The 19,288-nt window shown below is 72.4% G+C and carries 13 protein-coding genes and 2 pseudogenes; 6 read left to right on the plus strand and 9 right to left on the minus strand.

Annotation, left to right across the window (positions count from 1 at the left end):
• Positions 1-76: 76 nt before the first annotated feature.
• Both AB0P17_RS08925 and AB0P17_RS08930 read right to left on the minus strand, forming a co-directional pair.
• A complete protein-coding gene (locus tag AB0P17_RS08925) occupies positions 77-1,519 on the minus strand; it encodes a M20/M25/M40 family metallo-hydrolase (RefSeq protein WP_365808956.1) in 1,443 nt (480 codons plus the stop codon).
• The gene (locus AB0P17_RS08930; RefSeq protein ID WP_365808958.1) at positions 1,512-2,345 is read right to left on the minus strand and encodes a M55 family metallopeptidase; all 834 of its coding nucleotides are present in this window, start codon (positions 2,343-2,345) and stop codon (positions 1,512-1,514) included. The genes AB0P17_RS08925 and AB0P17_RS08930 overlap by 8 nt, the downstream gene beginning before the upstream one ends.
• Positions 2,346-2,494: 149 nt before the next feature.
• On the opposite strand from AB0P17_RS08930, the gene AB0P17_RS08935 reads away from it, so the two are divergent.
• The gene (locus tag AB0P17_RS08935) at positions 2,495-3,748 is read left to right on the plus strand and encodes a phospholipase D-like domain-containing protein (RefSeq protein WP_365808960.1); all 1,254 of its coding nucleotides are present in this window, start codon (positions 2,495-2,497) and stop codon (positions 3,746-3,748) included.
• 121 nt (positions 3,749-3,869) lie between these two features.
• Here the strand turns inward: AB0P17_RS08935 and AB0P17_RS08940 are convergent, their stop codons facing one another.
• Together AB0P17_RS08940 and AB0P17_RS08945 are read right to left on the minus strand one after the other, a co-directional pair.
• The gene (locus tag AB0P17_RS08940) at positions 3,870-5,465 is read right to left on the minus strand and encodes a SulP family inorganic anion transporter (RefSeq protein WP_365809133.1); all 1,596 of its coding nucleotides are present in this window, start codon (positions 5,463-5,465) and stop codon (positions 3,870-3,872) included.
• 527 nt (positions 5,466-5,992) lie between these two features.
• On the minus strand, positions 5,993-6,637 hold the full coding sequence (locus AB0P17_RS08945; RefSeq protein ID WP_365809135.1) for a carbonic anhydrase: 645 nt from the start codon (positions 6,635-6,637) through the stop codon (positions 5,993-5,995).
• A 255-nt stretch (positions 6,638-6,892) separates the two neighbouring features.
• Between AB0P17_RS08945 and AB0P17_RS08950 the strand changes: the two are divergent.
• The 3 genes and pseudogenes from AB0P17_RS08950 to AB0P17_RS08960 form a co-directional block, all read left to right on the plus strand.
• Positions 6,893-7,243: pseudogene (locus AB0P17_RS08950) on the plus strand (response regulator); the annotation flags it as partial.
• A 132-nt stretch (positions 7,244-7,375) separates the two neighbouring features.
• Entirely contained in the window at positions 7,376-8,029 is a 654-nt protein-coding gene (locus AB0P17_RS08955; protein WP_365809137.1) for a winged helix-turn-helix domain-containing protein, read from the plus strand.
• Positions 8,029-9,501: a HAMP domain-containing sensor histidine kinase gene (locus AB0P17_RS08960; RefSeq protein ID WP_365808962.1), complete on the plus strand. Its 1,473-nt coding sequence runs from the start codon at positions 8,029-8,031 to the stop codon at positions 9,499-9,501. Before AB0P17_RS08955 ends, AB0P17_RS08960 begins: the two co-directional genes overlap by 1 nt.
• A 71-nt stretch (positions 9,502-9,572) precedes the next feature.
• Here AB0P17_RS08960 and AB0P17_RS08965 read toward each other — a convergent pair whose 3' ends face one another.
• The 4 genes from AB0P17_RS08965 to AB0P17_RS08980 all read right to left on the minus strand — a co-directional run bounded on the left by AB0P17_RS08965 (position 9,573) and on the right by AB0P17_RS08980 (position 16,311).
• Positions 9,573-10,292: a methyltransferase domain-containing protein gene (locus AB0P17_RS08965; protein ID WP_365808964.1), complete on the minus strand. Its 720-nt coding sequence runs from the start codon at positions 10,290-10,292 to the stop codon at positions 9,573-9,575.
• Positions 10,293-10,388: 96 nt separating this feature from the next.
• On the minus strand, positions 10,389-12,920 hold the full coding sequence (locus tag AB0P17_RS08970) for a SpoIIE family protein phosphatase (RefSeq protein WP_365808966.1): 2,532 nt from the start codon (positions 12,918-12,920) through the stop codon (positions 10,389-10,391).
• Positions 12,921-13,064: 144 nt separating this feature from the next.
• The gene (locus tag AB0P17_RS08975) at positions 13,065-15,629 is read right to left on the minus strand and encodes an MFS transporter (RefSeq protein ID WP_365809138.1); all 2,565 of its coding nucleotides are present in this window, start codon (positions 15,627-15,629) and stop codon (positions 13,065-13,067) included.
• Between the two features lie 235 nt (positions 15,630-15,864).
• Positions 15,865-16,311, minus strand: a complete 447-nt coding sequence (locus AB0P17_RS08980) for an SRPBCC family protein (protein WP_365808968.1) — start codon at positions 16,309-16,311, stop codon at positions 15,865-15,867.
• Positions 16,312-16,451: 140 nt separating this feature from the next.
• Between AB0P17_RS08980 and AB0P17_RS08985 the strand changes: the two genes are divergently transcribed.
• Positions 16,452-17,564: an Rv2578c family radical SAM protein gene (locus tag AB0P17_RS08985; protein ID WP_365808969.1), complete on the plus strand. Its 1,113-nt coding sequence runs from the start codon at positions 16,452-16,454 to the stop codon at positions 17,562-17,564.
• 193 nt (positions 17,565-17,757) lie between these two features.
• Here AB0P17_RS08985 and AB0P17_RS08990 read toward each other — a convergent pair.
• Positions 17,758-18,373: pseudogene (locus tag AB0P17_RS08990) on the minus strand (TIGR03086 family metal-binding protein); the annotation flags it as partial.
• Between the two features lie 158 nt (positions 18,374-18,531).
• Between AB0P17_RS08990 and AB0P17_RS08995 the strand changes: the two are divergent.
• A complete protein-coding gene (locus AB0P17_RS08995) occupies positions 18,532-19,278 on the plus strand; it encodes a DUF1684 domain-containing protein (RefSeq protein ID WP_365808971.1) in 747 nt (248 codons plus the stop codon).
• The last annotated feature ends 10 nt before the right edge of the window (positions 19,279-19,288 follow it).

Here is a 19,288-nt window from a genome sequence, read left to right on the forward strand (position 1 = left end):
TCCTCGCTCCCCGGCCCGGCGACGGCCGGGCCTGTTCGGGCGGTGCACGGATGTACGCGGACGAACCGGTGTTGACTCAGGCGGACTTCAGATAATGGTCGAGCACCCGGACACCGAAGTGCAGCGCCGACACCGGCACCCGTTCGTCCACGCCGTGGAAGAGCGCCTGGTAGTCGAAGCCGGGGGGCAGCCGGAGCGGGGAGAAACCATAGCCGGTGATGCCGAGGCGGGAGAACTGCTTCGCGTCGGTGCCGCCCGACATGCAGTACGGCACGACGTGCCCGGCCGGGTCGAAGCGTTCGACGGCTGCGCGCAGCTTGGCGAAGGTCGGTGAGTCGACGGGGGCCTGGAGGGCGACCTCCCGGTGGTGGAACTCCCACTCCACGTCGGGCCCCGTCAGCAGGTCCATGGTGGCGCGGAACTCCTCCTCGCCGCCGGGCACCATCCGTCCGTCGATGTACGCCGTGGCCTGCCCGGGGATCACATTGACCTTGTAACCGGCCTCCAGGACGGTCGGGTTGGCGCTGTTGCGCACCGTCGGCTCGACCAGCGCGGCGGCCGGGCCGAGCTTCCCCAGCAGGCCGTCCACATCGAGGTCGGCGGCGTACACGTCGGTCTCTATGCCGTGCAGCACCGCGATCTCGGCGAGCGCCGCCCGTACGGTCGGGGTGAGCCTGACCGGCCACGGGTGGTCGCCGATCCGGGCGACGGCGGTGGCGAGCCGGCTGACGGCGTTGGCCCTGTTCACCTTGGAGCCGTGTCCGGCCCTGCCGTGCGCGGTCAGCTTGAGCCAGCCGGTGCCGCGTTCCCCGGCGCCGATCGGGTAGAGCGCCATGCCGGGGCCCGCGTGGAAGGTGAAGGCCCCGGATTCGCTGATGCCCTCCGTGCACCCCTCGAACAGGCCGGGGTGGTGGTCGGCGAGAAAGCCCGAGCCGTCCACGGCGCTGGCCTCCTCGTCGGCGGTGTAGGCGATGACGATGTCGCGGCGGGGGCGGACCCCGCCCCGTGCCCAGGCCCGGACGACGGCCAGGACCATCGCGTCCATGTTCTTCATGTCGACGGCGCCCCGGCCCCACACCACACCGTCACGGACCTCGCCGGAGAAGGGGTGGACGGTCCAGTCGGCGGGCTCGGCGGGTACGACGTCGAGGTGGCCGTGGACGAGGAGGGCTTCGGCGGACGGGTCCGTGCCCTCGATCCTCGCCACGACGTTGGTGCGCCCGGGGGTGCGCTCCAGGAGGACGGGTTCGAGTCCGGCCGCGGCGAGGCGCTCCGCGACGTACTCGGCCGCCGGCCGTTCCCGGCAGTCCCCGCCGCCCCGGTTGGTGGTGTCGATCCGGATCAGCTCGGAGGTGAAGGTGACCACCTCGTCGAGGGCTGCCGCGTCAAGGGCGGCGCCGGAGCCGCCGGCCGTGCCGCCGTGCTCGCTGTTGTCGCTGTTGTCGCTGGGATCGCTGTTGTCACGGATCTCGCTGTTGTCACTGGTCTCGCTGGTGTCGCTGGCGTTCATGTCAGCCATACTGCTCCTCCACGGCCGACGAAACGATCGTCGTGACCGCTTTGAACGTGCGAATGGCCTCATACATCGTCCCGCTGGTGTACTTGACGCGCCGTTCACCGCTGGGCACGACGCCCGGTACGACCGTGGCGGCGGCCGAGAGATGGGCCGCGTCGCACTCCAGCTCCACGGTGAACGGGCCGCCGTCGACCGGCGCGTGGCGCACCGCGAGTGCCGTCGCCTCCCGGGCGGCGGCGCGGATGTCCGCGGCGGTACGGGCGGGGGTGCGGCAGACGGCCGCGTACCGCGAGACATGGTCCTTCACGGCGACCTTGTGCGCCTCGGGCGCGTAGCCGATGGCGTCCTCACAGGTCAGGTCGTCTCCGGTGATCAGGATGACGGGGACGCCGTACTCGGCGACGACGTGCGCGTTGAGCAGGCCCTCGCTGGCGCGGGCGCCGTTCAGCCAGACCCCGGTGAGGGTGTTGGGCAGATAGGTGTGGGCCAGCACCCCCTCCGTACCGGCACCCGTGTGATAGCCGACGAAGGCGATGCCGTCGATGTCGCCGCGCTGGGCGCCCTCGACCATGGAGAGCGACTTGTGACGCCCCGTGAGCATTTCGGCGCGCTCGTCCAGCCGCTCCAGCAGCAGATTCCGCATGGACCAGTGCGCCTCGTTGATGAGGACCTCGTCGGCGCCGCCGTCGAAAAAGCCGAGCACCGCCGCGTTCACGTCCGAGGTGAAGAAGGGGCGGCACCGCTCCCACTGCGGAGTCCCCGGCAGGACGTCGCCGGGCCAGGTGACCCCGGTGGCACCCTCCATGTCGGCGCTGATGAGGATCTTCACAGGTGGGCTCCGTTCTCCGCCCGGCGCCGCGCGACCGCGCCGGTCCTGGGGGCAGGGCGGGTGTAGACCGACTCAACAGCACGACTGTAAGGTCCCGCGACGAACGGCACCTCCATCACCGGAGTGCCGGAATGTCTCAGGGGGGAGACATGAGATCCATGAGATTCCGGGTGTTCGCACGGACGCGTGGCCGGCTGGCCGCACTGGGGGCGGCGCTGGTCCTGGCCGCCGCCGGAGTGGGGGTGGCGGGACCGGCCACGGTGGCCGCCGCCGCCGACGCGCCGCCCATGGGCACGGTCTTCAATGAGCCGACGGGGGACGCGGCGGCGCAGAACGCCATCAGGGACCGGATCCGCGCGCTGATCGCGGCGGCCGACGAGGGCTCCACCATCCGCATGGCCCTGTACCACCTCTGGGACAGGACGGTCGCGCAGGATCTGGTGACGGCGCACCAGGACCGGGCGGTGCGGGTCCAGGTGGTGCTGGACGAGTCCAGCGTCAGCACCACGGGCATCGATCCGGCCCCGTACAACACGCTCAAGGCGGCGCTGGGCACGGACATCGAGAGCACCTCGTACGTGAAGCTGTGCGCGGCGGGCCGGTCGTGCCTCTCCACCGGGAGCGGCGGCATCAACCACAACAAGTTCCTGCTGTTCAGCAGTGTCGGCGGCGGCGCGGCCCAGCAGGTCGTCGTGCAGACCTCGTCGAATCTGACGCCGTCGAACTACTCCCGCTTCTGGAACAGCGCGGTGGTCGTGGGCGGGAACACCGCCCTGTACACGGCGTACGGCGACTACTTCGTCAAGCTGGGCCGGCAGAACCGGGCCGCCTGGTCGTACACCTACGCCAACGCGGGTGACTACAAGGTGTACTTCTTCCCGCGCGCCGGGACGACCGCGTCGACCGACACGGTCGTCAACACCCTCGACAACGTCGAGTGCGTGTGGACGGACAGCGCGGGCAGCCACCGTTCGGTGATCCGGGCCGCCATGCTGAAGATCACCCGGCAGGCCGTCGCGGACAAGCTGCGCGCCAAGGCCGCCGAAGGGTGCACGGTCGATCTCGTCTACAGCGAGACGGACACGGGGACGTGGAACGCCCTGCACGGGCAGACCCGGCTTGCGACCCGCTGCTACCAGCACGACCACGACGCGGACCCTGCCACGCCCAACCGGATCGTGCACTCCAAGAACATGATGATCGACGGGAAGTACGCCGGATCGGTGACGCGGCTGGTCTTCACCGGCAGCCACAACTGGAGCGGGCCCGCGCTGCGCGACAACGACGAGTCGATGGTGCGCATCACCACGGGCTCGGTGTACGACGCGTTCCTCGCGAACTTCACGCGGGTACGGGCGGCGGCCGCTCCGGGCACCGCGGACAACGTGGCGGCCTGCCGCTGACGGTACGGGCGCCGGGGACACGCGCCGGTCCGTAACGGCGGGGAAGCCCGCGGGAACGCGCGCCGGTCCGTACGGTGCCCTCGCGTGGGGCGCCGTACGGACCGGGGCGGGCGTGCGGGGGTCAGCGCATCCGTGCCGAGGGCCGGTACTCCTCGACCGGCGTCGGGTCGAGGTAGAACCACTGGGCCGTCGGTCCCGGTGTCGCCTCCTGGTCCGCCCAGGGCTCCTGTCCCGCCGCCGGGGTGGGCGGCGGGGCGGGTGCGTCCGGGGTGTTGGGCCGCAGCAGTTCCACCCGTACCTCACCGGTGCCCCGCTGCTGTGCCACGAACTCGTCGATCTGGTTGCGGCAGGCGTGGTCCCAGTGGGTGACGGCGGTCAGATCGAGCCGGATCCTGGGCATCCCGGCGGAGGCGACCTCCTCCAGCGCGTCGATCAGCTTCGGCAGCCGCAGGAAGGTCGCGTTGCCCGCCATGACCAGCTTCGCCGTGTCGTCGGCCACCTCGGTGCGTACCGAGGTCTGCGACATCCGCAGCGCGGCCAGCACGATGCCCGCCGCGAGGCCCACCAGGACGCCTTCCAGGAGGGCGGTGGCGACGATCACGACCGTGGTGAGGGTCATGACGGCGAACTCACCCCGGTCCTGGCGCCACATCTTCGGGAACTCCGCCGGCGCGAACAGCTTCCAGCCGCTGTGCACCAGGACGCCCGCGAGGACGGAGATCGGGATGAGGGCGAGCACCCCGGGCAGCAGCACGGCGAAGGCGAGCAGCCACAGGCCGTGCAGGGTGCGGGAGATCCGGGTCTTGGCGCCCGCCTGCACATTGGCGGAGCTGCGCGCGACGACGGCGGTCATCGGCAGCGCGCCGAGGAGCCCGCAGATGGTGTTGCCCGCGCCCTGCGCGATCAGCTCGGAGTTGTAGCGCGTGCGTGCGCCGGTGTGCATCCGGTCCACGGCGGCGGCCGTGAACAGGCTCTCGGCCGAGGCGATGATGGTGAAGGTGAGCACGGTGCTCAGGACGGCGCCGTTGGCGAGCATCGCGAACTGTGAGGGCCCGGGGACCTGGACGGACGCCAGCAGATTGCCGACTTGGAGGGTGTTGATGTTCACCCCGGGCAGCGAGGCCACCGCCATGCCGCCGGCCACCGCGACCAGCGCGGCGGGCACCTTGTTCACCGGGGCCGGCATCTTCTTCCAGAGGAAGCTGAGGACGACGGTGCCGATGCCGAGCGCGGCCGCGATCATCTTCTGCGGGTCGGCCAGGGTGCTCGCGATCAGCCCGGGGATGCCGAGCATGTTCTCGATCGGTACGCCGATGGCCTTGGCGTCGGCCATCGGGTACGCCTGACTGAACATCAGCGGCAGCCCGATCCCGGCGAGCATGCCCTGCACCACGGCGATGGAGATCGCCTGGAACATCCGGCCGAGGCGGATCAGCCCGAGCCCGATCTGGAGCACCCCGGAGGCCAGCACGATCACGCCGAGGGTGGCGAGTCCGTGTTCCAGCACCGCCTCGGCGACCAGTGCGGCGAGCCCGGCGGCGGGGCCGCTCACCTGGAGGGTGCTGCCGCGCGCCATGCCGACGACCAGACCGCCCACGACCCCGGAGATGATGCCGAGTTCGGGGGGCGCGCTGGAGGCGACGGCCACACCGATACACAGGGGCAGCGCGACGAGGAAGACGACGAAGGACGCGGTGATCTCGGTGGCGAGATCCACTTTCTGCCCGGCGCCCGTCTTCTTCTTCCCGCCCGGCCCGCCCGGCCCGGCCTGCGGCTTCCCGCCCGGCCAGGCCTTCGCCTTCCCGGCGGACCGCGGCGGGCCCGGCGGCCTCGGCGGCGCGGACGGCGGCGCCCCGTACGCCCCCGACGCGCTCCCGTAGGAGTCGGTCGCGTAGGGGTCCGCCGCGTACGCGTCGCTCGCGTGCGGGTCGGTCGCGTACGGGTCGGTCGCGTACGGGTCCCTCGGGAAGGCATCCGCGGCGGAGTACTGCCCCGTCGCCTCGAACGGGTCCGGTATGTACGGATCCGCCGCGGGGTGCGCTCCCGTAGGGGCGAAGTCGGCGGCGTACGGGTCCGCTCCGAAGGCGTCGAACGGATCCGGCCGCGCCGCGCCGTACCCGGGTTCCGGAGCCGGTTCTGAACTGTCCGCACGGCCCGGCCCGCGGCCCGCGTGCCGGCCGCGGTGGCGGCCCGGGCCCGGCGGACCCGGCTGGACGGGGCCGCCGCCGTATCCCTGCCCCGGGCTCAGCACGGGTGCACCCGGAAGCTGTCGTCGTCCTCGTTCAGCTCCCACACCTCGCCGGTGTGGACCTCGTAGTACCAGCCGTGCAGCCGCAGCCGGCCCTCGGCCAGCCGCCGCCGGGCCGCCGGATACTCGCGCAGCGCGGCCAGTTGGACCCGTACGTTGAGCTGCGCCAGCTCCGTGACGAGCGCGTCGCCCGGTTCGGCGGGAGCGGCGCCGGCCACGGGCGCGCGGTCCAGTACGGAGGCCAGCCCCGGCCTGGCGTTCTCCAGCCAGGCCCCCACACCGGGCAGGCCGGAGAGGTCCTTGCCGGAGGCGAGCGCGCCCATCGCACCGCAGTGCGAGTGCCCGCAGACGACGATGTCCCGTACGTCGAGCACCTCCAGCGCGTACTCGACGGTCGCGGCCTCGCCGGAGACGAGGTGGGGCTGGTGCGGCTGGTGCGGCGGGACGATGTTGCCCGCATTGCGTATTTCGAAGACGTCGCCGGGCCGGGCACCCGTGATCAATGCGGGGATGACACGGGAATCGGAACAGGCGACGAAGAGTGCCTGTGGAAATTGCCCGTCGGCCAGTTTCCGATATGTGTCGCTTTCGAAATCGACACGGCGCCGGAACGAGCGGGCGCGTTCGAGCAGAGCCTTCATGGTGCCTCCCCAGGGGGTGGTGGTGGCCGGCGGGTGGTTGCGGGCCAGGACCTGGTTCAACACCGTAGAGAGCGCTACCCAAGGCGAAGGTTAGAGGAACACTAAGGCAATACCATCATTCGGCCGGACTCTGTGACCTGCCTCCCACTCCTGCGAAAACGGTGTTCGCCGCATTCGTTTATCGTACGGTGTTCGCCCCGGCGCGAATACGGGGGAGAACTCGCGTCGGCCGAATTCACGGAGAGACGGAAATACATGACCCTGAGGGCCCTGCTCATCGAGGACGACGAGACGATCGCCGAGCCCCTGGTCGAGGGTCTGGGCCGGTACGGCCTGACGGTGGGTCATGTGACCACGGGCGCGGACGGACTGCGCGGCCCGTACGGCGACATCGTCCTGCTCGATCTCGGGCTGCCGGACATGGACGGCATCGACGTCTGCCGGGGCATCCGGCAGGTCTCGGACGTGCCGATCATCATGCTCACCGCCCGCGGCACGGAGGCCGACCGGGTGCTCGGCCTGGAGCTGGGCGCCGACGACTACCTCGCGAAGCCGTTCAGCGTACGGGAGTTGATCGCCCGCATCCGGGCCGTCACCCGCCGGACCGCGGCCTGGGCCGGTCCGGCCCCGGCGGGCACCGCGCCCATGGGGCCGAACGGCGCCACGGGCGCCTTCGGCGGGATCCCCGCGCCCATCGGGGTGGAGGTGACCCACGGGCGCGGGGCGTTCCCGTACCCGATGCCGACCGCTCCCCCGGCTCCTTCCGCTCCCCCGGCTCCTTCCGCTCCCCCGGCCGCCGCGGCCCCTCCGGCCCACGCGGCGGCGGCCGCTCCGGCCGCGCCGCCGGTCCCGCCCGCCGCGCCGCGCCGGCCCGCCCCGCCGGAACGGGCGCCCGCACCCCCGCGGGTCCGCGAGCCGGCGCCGGCCTACGAGGCGCCGCCGGGCTACGAGACGCCGCCGGGCTACGGACCGGCGGGTGGTCCCGCGGCGGACCCCCTCCATGAACCGCCCGAGGCCGGGTCCGTGCCCCCGCCGTCCGCCACGGGCGCGCTGATCGTCGACCGGCGCACCCGGCAGGTCTGGGTCGGTGAGCGGGCGGTGATCCTCACCCCCAAGGAGTTCGATCTGCTGGCCCTGCTGACCGAGGATCCCGGCGCGGTCTACTCCCGCCAGCAGATCCTCGACCGGGTCTGGGACCCGAACTTCCACGGGCCCACCAAGACCCTGGACGTCCATGTCGCCACGCTGCGGCGGAAGCTGGGGAATCCGGCCTGGATCCAGACGCTGCGCGGGGTAGGGTTGCGGCTCGCCGTGCGGAGCGAACCGCACCAGGAACACCAGGGCCCGGCCGGTGCCGAGCACGCCTTCGACCACCCGGGGTCACGGTTCTGATGACGCGCAGACTACTGGTCAGCTATCTGACCCTCGCCGCTCTTGTCCTGATCTGTCTGGAGATCCCGCTCGGCTACGTCTACAGCCGCGCGGAGCGCGAACGCGCCACCAACGCCGCCCACGAGGAGGCGGAGTCGATCGCCGACTTCGCCTCGCTCTCCCTCGCCTACGGAAGCCCGGAGGATCTCGCGGCGCGGGTCGTGGCCTGTGCCGAGCGCATGGGCGGCCGGGTCCTGGTCGTGGACCCGGCGGGCGCCCCGCTCGCCACCTCGCACCGGCTCGACGCGCGGGAGCAGGCGGGCCTCGCCGAGCGCCCCGAGATCTCCGCGGCGCTGCGCGGCGGCAACGGCGCCGATGTGCGCACCTCCTCGATCGGCGGCGTCAACTGGCTCTCGGTGGCCGTCCCGGTCCGGCACGGCGCGACGCTCCAGGGCGCCGTGCGCCTCATCGTGCCCACCGACGCCGTCGCGCGCGACGTCCACCGGGTGTGGCTGGGGCTGGCGCTCGGCGGGGCCGGGGTGCTGATCGCCGTCGGTACGGTGGCGTTCGCGCTGGCCCGGTGGATCGGCGGGCCCATCCGTGAACTGGAGCGCGCCGCGCGCACCCTGGCGGGCGGCAGCCTGACCACCCCGGCGTCCGTCACCACGGGCCCGCCCGAAGTGCGGGTGCTGGCGGCCACGTTCAACCGTACGGCCGCGCTGCTGGAGCATCTGCTCGCCTCGCAGAGCGCGTTCGCGGGCGAGGCGTCCCACCAGCTGAAGACGCCGCTCGCGGCGCTGCGGCTGCGCCTGGACAATCTGGAACCCGATGTGCCGCCGCATCTGCGGTCCAACCTCGACGCGGCGATGACGGAGACCGAGCGGCTGGCCAGGATGGTCGAGGGGCTGCTCTCCCTCGCCCGGATGGAGGAGACCGCGCTCACCCCCGAGGCGATCGATCTGGACGTGGCGGCGAGTGAGCGCGTCCATGCCTGGAGCGCGCTGTACGAGCGGCACGGGGTCCGGCTGCTGCTGCTCGGCGATCCGATCGGCCATGCGCTGGCTGTGCCCGGGGCCGTCGAACAGATCCTGGACAACCTGCTCTCCAACTCCCTGCGGGTCGCGCCCGTGGGAAGCGCGGTGACGGTGTTCCGGCGGTTCGGCGGCGTCGGCGCCGAACTCCACGTCGCCGACCAGGGGCCCGGGATGACCCCGGAGCAGCGGCGCCGGGCCTTCGACCGGTTCTGGCGCGCGCCCGACGCGCCGAAGGGCGGCACCGGTCTCGGACTCTCCCTCGTCCAGCGCCTCACCCTGGCCAGCGGCGGCGAGGCGCAGCTCCTGCCCGCGCCGGGCGGCGGCCTGGAGGCGGTCATCAGCCTCCAGACCCTGACGCCCCGGCGCCCCGGCGGCTTTCCGCTGCCCATTCCCCACCCGCGCCGCCGTCCGACGGTCGGGGCGAGGGCGGGGGCGGGAGTGGGTGCGGGCGACGGGTGACCCGTACGGGGCGGTGCCGCGCCGTGCGCCCGGCCCCACGCCGTACAGTCGCCCCGTACGGCCGTCCCGGGTCACTGACCGGCGAGCACGAACCATCTCGCCGGGAGGTCGATCCGGGTGCCGTCGGGCAGGTGCTCCGTCTGCGGGAGCGCGGTGTCCCCGCTGGCGAGGATCTCCAAGCCGGCCCCGCGCAGCAGGTCCGGCACCTCCTCGTCGGTCACGCTCGCGGGCCTGAGCCCGTGCTCGAAGACCCGCCGCAGCTTCTCCGGCGGGCCGCCGGGGCTCTCCACCGCCCCCTGGAGCACCGCCTTGGAGGCGGGGGTCAGCTCGGCGACGAAGGCCCGGCCGCGCGTGCCGACCAGCTCCGCGACGGCCGCCGCGACCGCGGGCCGGTCCTGCGGTTCGCTCTGGTGTATGACGGCGCGCATATAGACATTGGTGTCACCGGTGCGCTCGCGCAGCGCGCGTACGGCGTCGTGGTCGACCAGGTTGAGCTGTTCGAACTCGGCCGTCCCCGTGGTGTCGGCGCGGCGTGCGTGTTCGATCGCCGCGTGCGAGAGATCCACCCCGATCGCGCGGGCGAAACGGGTCGCGAGGTAGCGCGTCTGCGTGCCGTTGCCGCAGCCGAGGTCGACCACGGGCAGTGAGGTGTCGGCGTGCGGCACCAGCAGTTCGCTGTGCGGGACGGAGCCGAGCGACGGGTCGCAGTCCCAGATCGCCTCGCCCGGCGCGTCGGAGGTCTCCCGCCAGTACCCTTCCCAGGATTCACGGTAGCGCGACGACACATCCATGTCGGTCCTCCCCATGTCCGGCTCACCAGGTGCGAGTTGTCGCACCGAGGAGTACCGTCCCTGGGGAGCGTGGGGCAAGAGGGCCGGGTGGTTCCTTCACCCGCTCTTCGCACGGACGCGTGGCGCCCGCGGCAGCGCCTGTTCGAACCAGACCGTCTTGCCGTGTGCCGAACTGCTGCTGCCCCACTCGCGGGCGAGCGCGCTCACCACCCGCAGTCCGCGGCCGTACTCGTCGGAACGGCCCGCGCTGAGCAGGGTGGCGGGAGCGGGTTCGTCGTCGAGGACCTCGCAGAGCAGGGCGTCCGTACGGACCAGCCGCAGCACGACCCGGTGCGAGCGGGCGTGGTTCACGGCGTTGGTGACCAGCTCGCTGACCATCAGTTCGGCCGTGTCCACCACCGTGCCGGACAGCTCCCAGCCGAGGAGCCGGTCGCGTACCAGCCGTCGGGCGCGCCCCACCTCGCGCGGGTCCAGGGCGAGTTCGTACTCCGCCACGTCGTCGGCCAGGATGCCGTTGAGCCGGGCCATCAGCAGCGCCACGTCGTCCTTGCGCCCGTCGCGGGTGTTGAGGGCGCGGATGATCGTGTCGCACGCGTCGTTCATCGAGGCGGCGGGGTGGGCGGCGGAGGCGCAGAGCGCCGCGAGACCGTCCCCGATGTCCGCGCCGCGCACCTCGACCAGCCCGTCGGTGCAGAGCACCAGCCGGTCGCCGGGGCGGATCCGTACGGTCGCGGTCTCGAAGGCCACGCCGCCGACGCCGATGGGGGCGCCGGTCGGCACGTCGAGGACTTCGCCGCTGCCGTCCTCGGCGCGGACGAGCACCGGTGGGATGTGGCCGGCGTTGGCGATCTGGACCTCGGAGCGGATCGGGTCGTACACCGCGTACAGGCAGGTCGCCAGGTACTGTTCGCCGAGCCGCTGCGCCAGGTCGTCCAGATTGCGGAGCAGTTGGGCGGGCGGCATCTCCATGGTGGCCATCGTCTGGACGGCGGTGCGTAACTGGCCCATCATCGCTGCCGAGTTGAGGCCGTGCCCCATCACGTCCCCGACGACCAGCGCGGTACGCGACCCGGGCAGCTTGACGGCGTCGAACCAGTCGCCGCCGATCCGGCCGAGCCGGGTGCCGGGCAGATAGCGGGTGGCGATGTCGCACCCCGCCATGCGCGGCGGGACCTGCGGCAGCATGCTGTCCTGAAGCGTCTCGGCGACGTTCTCCTGGTACGTGTACATGCGGGCGTTGTCGAGGACGAGCCCGGCGCGGGCGGCGAGTTCGGCCCCGGTCGTCCGGTCCATGGCGTCGAACGGCTCGCGCTCGGGCCGCCGCATCAGCACCATGAAGCCGAGCACCACGTCACGCGCCTTGAGCGGGACGAGCAGCATGGAGCGGTAGTTGATGAGGGGCCGCAGATCGCGCTTCTCGAACTCGCCGGAGATCCGGTTGCCCTGCTCCTCGCTGATCCGGGTGATGAGCACGGGCTCACCGGTGACCATGCACTGGAAGAACGGGGTGTGTTCGGGGAAGGCGATGGCCTCGCCGACCGGGACCGTGTCGTCCCAGCGGCCCGGCTCGTCGTTGTGTTCGACCCAGACCCGGTGCCAGATGGTCGTGACGTCGGGCGGCCCGTCCGGGAACCCCTCGCCGGCGAGCACGGCGGCGCGCAGATGGGTGCCGGCGAAGTCGGTGAAGCGGGGCACCGCGGCGCTGGTGACCTCGCGGATGGTGCGGGCCAGATCGAGGGAGCTGCCGATCCGGCCGCTGACCTCGTTCAGGAATTCGAGGCGCTCACGCACCTCCGCGTACTCCAGGTCGAGTTCGGGCCGGGGCGCCACCCGCCGCCGGTACGGTGCCGACTCGTCCTCCGGCAATGGGCTCTCCGGGCGTCCCGCCACCCGTTTCGGCACGCCCCAGTCGGGGGTGACCGGGACCCGGTCCTGGTGACTGAACTCCAGTACGGGATAGCCGAGTTCGAGGACCTGGGAGACGATGCGGCCGGCCGCGGCGGGCCCCATGTTGGGCAGGATGTCCGGCAGCCGCCGCGCCAGCCGGTCGGCGTCGGGGAACTCCGTGTGCAGGGCGAAGGCCGGGGTGATGCGCAGCGCGCCGCCGTGCGGGTCGCCGGTCGCCCCGCCGTCCGCGGTCCGGAACTGCGCGGCGTCGGCGGCGAGTACGAGATGGCGTCCGGGGCCCGGACCGACCAGCGGATAGGCCCACCAGAGCACGTCGAGCCTGCCGCGCCCCGGCTCGGAGAGCTTGGCGCACCCGGCGGTCGCGTAGGAGCCGCGGGTGTGCAGTTCCGGGCCCAGTTCGTCGCGGCCGTACCGGATGTCGTGCCCCGGCCCGGACGGCGTGTCCTGGCCGGGTGGAACGTCCTGTCCTGGCCGGCCGTACGGGCCCTCGTCGCCTCCGTGGGCGACGCTCGGCTCGTCCTGGGCGAGGGCGCCGGCCACCGGCATCAGATCCGCCGCCGGCTGGCCCACCGCCTCGTCCCGCGTGGGCCCGAACAACCGCCGGGCCCCGCTCGACCAGTGCGACACCAGTCCGTCGCCGTCCACGACGACCACGGCGAGCGGAATCCGGCCGGCTGCCGCGAATTGCTCGGGCGGCCCCGGCGGAATACCCCTGTCCATGGGTGGGAGGCTCCTTCCCTGCCGCCGGGATCCGCGGCTCCGCCTCCACGGTACGCACTTCGGCACAGGTTGCGCCGGGCAATGAACTAATCGGTAGTGCGCCCGCGCACAACCCCTTGTCCACCGGAGTTCACTGAATTCCGGTCAGTCCTCGTGGCCCAATTGCAGATCGCGTTCGGTACGTCCGCCGCCCGCCATCCGGAGCACGGTGGCCACCGGAGGATAGCCCGCCGCGATGACCGTGTACTCGCCGGAGGAGAGATCGACGAAACGGAACGTGCCGTCGGCGCCGGTGGTCAGGGTGTCCACCACGTTGCCCGCCGCGTCGAGCAGGGTGACCCTGGCGTCCTCGACGGGCCGCCCGCCCCCGGCCCGCACCGTGCCGCGCAGCACCGCCCCGCCGGCCAGCTCGATGTCCTGCCGGGTCTCCCGCGACGCCTGCACGGTGACCGGGAGCGCGGCGGGCCGGAAGGCGGGGGCGCTCGCGGCCAGCGTGTACTCGCCCGCCACCAGCTCCGAGATCACGTAACCGCCCTCGCGTCCGCTGCGGGTGGTCGCCACGACGTCGCCGCGGACGTCGGTGAGGGTCACGGCGGCGTCCCGTACGGGGGTGCCGTCGGCGGTCACCACGGCGCCCGCCAGCCGGCCCGCGCCGCCGAGGACCACGTCCAGTTCGACGGGGCGTTCACCGACGGTCACCGTGACGGCCTGCGGCTGGTGGCCGCCGGCCGCCGCGATCATCACATACGAGCCGGCCCCGGGCACGCTCAGCGCGTACCGCCCGTCCTGGCCGCTCGCGCCGCGCCCGATCTGCTGTCCCTGGACGTCGATGAGGGTGAGGGCGGCGCGGGGCACGGTGGAGCCGTCCGGGTGCTGGACGGTGCCGCAGACGGCCACGCCCGGGACATACGCGGCGGGCGCCGGGACGTACGCCGCGGGCGCCGCCGGGGCGTACGCGAGGGACGGCTCCGGGACGTACCCTGCGGGCACCCCCGGCACCGGCGGCGCCCCGGCGGCGGGCTGGGCGGCGCGCGGCGGCGGGACCGCGGCCGGCTCGGCGGCGGTGGGCTCGGCGGCGGAGGCGTTCTGGGACACCAGCGGTTTCTCCTTGAGGAAGAAGGCGGTCAGCAGGCCGAGCGCGAGCACCGGCACGAGATAGAGGAAGATCCGCGGCATGGCGTCCGCGTACGCCTGGACATAGCCGTCACGCAGCGCGGGCGGCAGGGCGTGGACCGTCTGCGGGGTGATGGACTCGGGGCTCGGCAGATCCGCCCCGGCGGGCAGCCGGTCGGCCAGCGCCCCGGCGAGACGGCCCGCGAAGAGCGTGCCGAAGACGGCGGCGCCGACGCTGCCGCCGATCTGCCGGAAGTAGTTGTTGGCGCTGGTGGCGGTGCCGAGGTCGGCGGGGCGTACGGAGTTCTGCACGGCCAGCACCAGCACCGGCATCACCAGGCCGACCCCGAGCCCGAGGACCGCCTGCGCCACGGCGCAGAACACCAGGGACGTGTCGGCCTCCAGCCGGGACAGCAGCCACATCCCGACGGCGGCGACCGCGGAGCCGAGCACGGGGTAGATCTTGTAGCGCCCCGTACGGCTGACGAGTTGCCCCGCGAGGACGGAGGAGACGACGATGCCGCCCATCATGGGCAGCATCAGCAGCCCGGACTCGGTGGCGCTGGCCCCCTCGACCATCTGGAGGAAGGTCGGCAGATAGCTGGCCGCGCCGAACAGCGCCACCCCGGCGATCGCGCCCAGCAGTCCGGTGACGTTGAAGACGGAGTCGCGGAAGAGGCGCGGCGGGATGACCGGTTCGGCGGCGAAGCGCTCGACGACCAGGAAGAGCACCGACGTCACGACGGCGCCCGCGGCGAGCGCGAGGATGACGCGGGAGCCCCACGCGTACTCCGTACCGCCCCAGCTGGTCAGCAGCACCAGGCAGGTGGACGCGGCGGCGAGGAGCAGCGCCCCGAGGACGTCGAGCCGGGCGCGGGCGGCCGGTTTGGGGAGCTTGAGGACCACGGTGACGACGGCGAGGGTGACCAGCCCGAAGGGCACGTTGAAGTAGAAGCACCAGCGCCAGGAGGCGTGGTCGGTGAAGAAGCCGCCGAGCAGCGGCCCCGCGACGGAGGCGAGCCCGAAGGCCGCCCCGATGAGCCCCATGTACCGGGCGCGCTGCCGGGGGGGCACGATGTCCGCGATGATCGCCTGGACGCCGATCATGAGTCCGCCCGCGCCGACGCCCTGGAGCGCGCGGAAGGCGATGAGCTGGTCCATCGTGCGGGACCAGCCGGCCAGCGCGGAGCCGATGACGAAGACGACGATCGCGAACTGGAAGACGCCCTTGCGGCCGAGGAGGTCGCCGAGCTTTCCGTAGACGGGCAGGCCGATCGTGGCGGTGAGCAGATACGCGGTGATCGCCCAGGACATCCGGTCCAGGCCCTGGAGTTCGCCGACGATCTTCGGCAGCGCGGTGGCCACGATCATCTGCTCCAGCGAGGCCAGGAGCAGCGCGAGCATCAGACCGAGGAAGACCAGGCGGATCCGGCGGGGGCTGAGCGGGGCGGCGGGGGCGGCGCCCGGGGCGGGGGGCGCGGGGGTGTCCGGGCCGGCGCTCCGCGGGGTGGGCCGCCGCCCGGCGGCGTCGCCGTGCCCGTCCCCGCCATGGGCGGCTCCGCCGTCGCCTTCGACGGCCGGCCCGCCCTCCGGCATCAGAGTGGTCCCACCCACGTACTGCTCCCCTCGTCGCACCTGCGCGGCGTCATTCTTCGCATTGGCCGCCGAGCAGGAGCAAGCGGAAGACTCTCCCCCGAAGAGGAGTGTGACGGTGGGAAGTTGAGAGGAAAAGGTGGCAACGAGGCGCTCATCAGGGGCTTTCCCGCGACGCCGGGCGCCGGGGGCGCACTACCGCGCCGCGGGGAAAACCACTCGAAACGGTGAGAGAGGGTCAGCCCTTCTCGGTCTCCGTGGCGAGCTTGGCCAGCAGTTCGTCGTAGATGCGGCCGAGCCCCTTCGGCGCGAAGGTCCGCTCGAAGAATCCGCCGATGCCGCCGGCGCCGTCCCAGACCGTGCTGACGACGGCCTTCGAACGGCCCTCGCCGGCCGGGGTGACGGTCCAGGTGGTGACCATCGAGGAGTTGCGGTCCTTCTCCACGAGCCGGCCGTCGCTGGGCTCGGTCACCTCCAGCAGGCAGTCGCGCACCCGCTTGCTGGTGGCCTGGAGCCGCCAGTGGACGAGGGTGCCCTCACCGTCGCCGCCCTCACGGACCTCGTACTCGCTGAACTGCCCCGGGAGGAGCTTCGCGCGGGTGTTCTCGTAGTCGGCCAGAGCATCGAACACCGTCTCCGGGTCCGCCGCGATGATTCGCTCCGTCGTGGCCTCGACCTGCGCCATGGGCTCTTCCTCCAGCACTTGGTTCTTCAGTGGGGTGCGGCCAGCCAACCACCCCCTGGCACACCGGCCCAAATCCGGGGTCGCGGCGATCAAGGGAACAAGTGTTCTATTCTGTCGCCAGTGCTACCGAGGAGGCACCCATGCGCTGGGACAATCTGGCCGAAAGCCCACCCGACATCCCGGAGACCGGAACACCCGGAACACCCGGAGCGGGCGGATCCCCCGGACCGACCGGCACACCGGGGCCGCCGCCCGGGGAGATCGCGCTCTTCGGCACGGCCGCGGTGACGACGCGCACCTTCGACACCCCGGAGTTCCGAGGCATCACGTTCCACGAGATCCGGGCCCGTTCGATCGTGAACCGGGTGCCGGGCGCGTCCCGTATGCCGTTCGAATGGACGGTCAACCCGTACCGGGGCTGCACCCACGCCTGTGTCTACTGCTTCGCCCGCAAGACCCACAGCTACCTGGACCTGGACACCGGTCTGGGCTTCGACTCACAGATCGTCGTGAAGGTCAACGCGCCGGAGCTGGTACGCCGCCAACTGGCCTCCCGCCAGTGGCAGGGGGCGCACATCGCGATGGGCACGAACGTCGACTGCTACCAGCGGGCCGAAGGCCGCTACCGGCTGATGCCGGGGATCATCGCGGCGCTGCGCGACCACGCCAACCCGTTCTCCATCCTCACCAAGGGGACGCTGATCCTCCGCGATCTCGATCTGCTGCGCGAGGCGGCCGCCGTCACCGACGTCGGCATCTCGGTCTCGGTCGGCTTCCTCGACCAGGAGCTGTGGCGCACGGTCGAGCCCGGCACCCCCTCCCCCGAGCGCCGTCTCGACGTCGTACGGACCCTGACCGGCCAGGGCATCGGCTGCGGGGTGCTGATGGCCCCGGTCATCCCCTTCCTCGGCGACAGCCCCGAACAGCTCAGGGAGACGGTCCGGGCGATCGCCACGGCCGGCGCCGCCTCCGTGACCCCGCTCGTGCTGCATCTGCGGCCGGGCGCGCGCGAGTGGTTCATGGCGTGGCTGGCGCGGCACCACCCGCATCTGGTGGCCCGGTACGAACGGCTGTACGCGGACGGGTCGTACGCCCCGAAGTGGTACCAGCGCCGCATCACCCGCCAAGTACACGAACTGGCCGACGAGTTCGGCATCGGCCCCGCCGGCAGCGGCACAGCCCGCCGAATCCGCACCGCACCCGCGGCGCCGCCGCTCCAGGAGCCCGGCGGGACCCAACTCACCCTGCTGTGACGGGGGGGCAGCGTTGCCGTGGCCGTGCGATGTGGTGGCCGGATCCCGAGACTACGGGAGCGCGCCCCACGTGCCGGACATGCCGCGGGCGTTGACGAGTCCGTACCGGCCAACTCCTTCGAGTTCGTCGACAGGACAGCCGACCCGAGGGGCGCGGCGCCCATCGCCGTGGCCGCGCTCGGCCCGGCCAGTACCCGGGGGTCCAGTCGGGGCGGCGGCCGCTGAGCCCTACCACCCGGTCCAGCAGCGGGGCACCCTGCGGGATGTCGACCGGGGGCCCGAACAAGCCGTCCCCCGTCGGCCTCGAACCGTCGGCGGCCCCGGCCCCGGCCGGGGCCGGCAGCGCGTACGACGCCTGGAGCCCCCTCTCGGCCAGGTGGTACGCCTGGCCAGTGCTCCGCGCCAGGTCCCAGCCGTGGATCTGCACCTCATTGAGGCCGAAGAGCCCCGCCACCGCACCCGGCAGGTCCACGCCGCCGACCCGCGTGTCGCCGTCCCACGCCTCGGGGACCCGCCAGGCCCTCGGCCAGCTCGTCGAGCTGCCGGGGCAACGCCTCACGCCAGTCGTCGCGCGGCACGGGACGGGCCGCAGTGGGCGCCGTATCCGTCGTCGGCCCCAGCCGCTTCTTCGCCGCGTCGCGGAACGCCGCCGTCAGCCCGAGCAGGTGCGCGAGCATTTCCCGCACCGCGTACTCGGGACATGGCGCCGGGTTCTTGAGCTGGTCATCGGTGATCGCGCCCAGCAGCCCGGCCACCGCGGGGCACGCGGGCCCGAAGTCGAGCGGTTCCTCCTTGGTCTGTGTGTTCATGCAGAGGTGGACCGGCCCGGCCCCATCGCTCCGGTCCTGTCTCGAAGGGCGGTCGTTCTTGGCCGGAAACGACCCATGTAGGTACGATCCGTTCGATCCAGACCCGACAGCGACGCCGTGCCGGATCGAACCATTCACCGAGACGGAGCGAGTGCCGTATGTCCGAACACCCTCATGGATCCGCGCAGGCCATAACCGCAGCTCAGGAGGGTCTGGACGGCTGGCGGGCAGCGCGGCGGACCGCCGTGACCGGGCCCGTCGGCAACCTGGCGCTGATCGAGACCCGGTGGCTGGCTCCCGGAGCGGACCCCGTTGAGGAGAAGGCGCGGGCCGCCGCCCCCGACGGTGTGACCGTCACCACTGTCCTGCGGACCAACATCCACACCGGCGAGCCGGAACACGCCCTGCGCTTCTGGGACCCGGACGCCCCGGCCATCCGGCACTTCTCGCACATCGACACCTTCCCGTTCCGTCCGGACTGGGTGATCGAGGCGACCTTCACGCCGGTCTCCGCCGACCGGCGGGTGCCGTTCGAGCACATCCGGGACAGCGGAGGCAGCCGCGACCTGGTTGTCCCCGGCGACATCCACGTCACCCTGGACTGCGTGGACTACACGCTGTCGGCCTTCGACGACGACGGAACACTCCTCCTGGTCTTCGGTGACCCGACCAACGGAAACGAGACCTACGGCGCCGGCCGCTTCCTGTTCGTCCCACGCGAACCGGACAGCGACGCGACGGGCGGCAATACGGTCGTACTGGACTTCAACCGTGCCTTCGTACCGCCGTGCGGATTCTCCGCTCAGTACAACTGTCCACTGCCGCCGCGGCAGAACCGGCTGCACCTGCCCGTCGAGGCGGGCGAGAAGAACCCGGTCTTCCGCGACGGCTACACGGTCCACTGAGCTCACCGTC

Origin of the sequence: Streptomyces sp. NPDC088124, from assembly GCF_040685895.1 — a bacterium.
Lineage (GTDB): Bacteria > Actinomycetota > Actinomycetes > Streptomycetales > Streptomycetaceae > Streptomyces.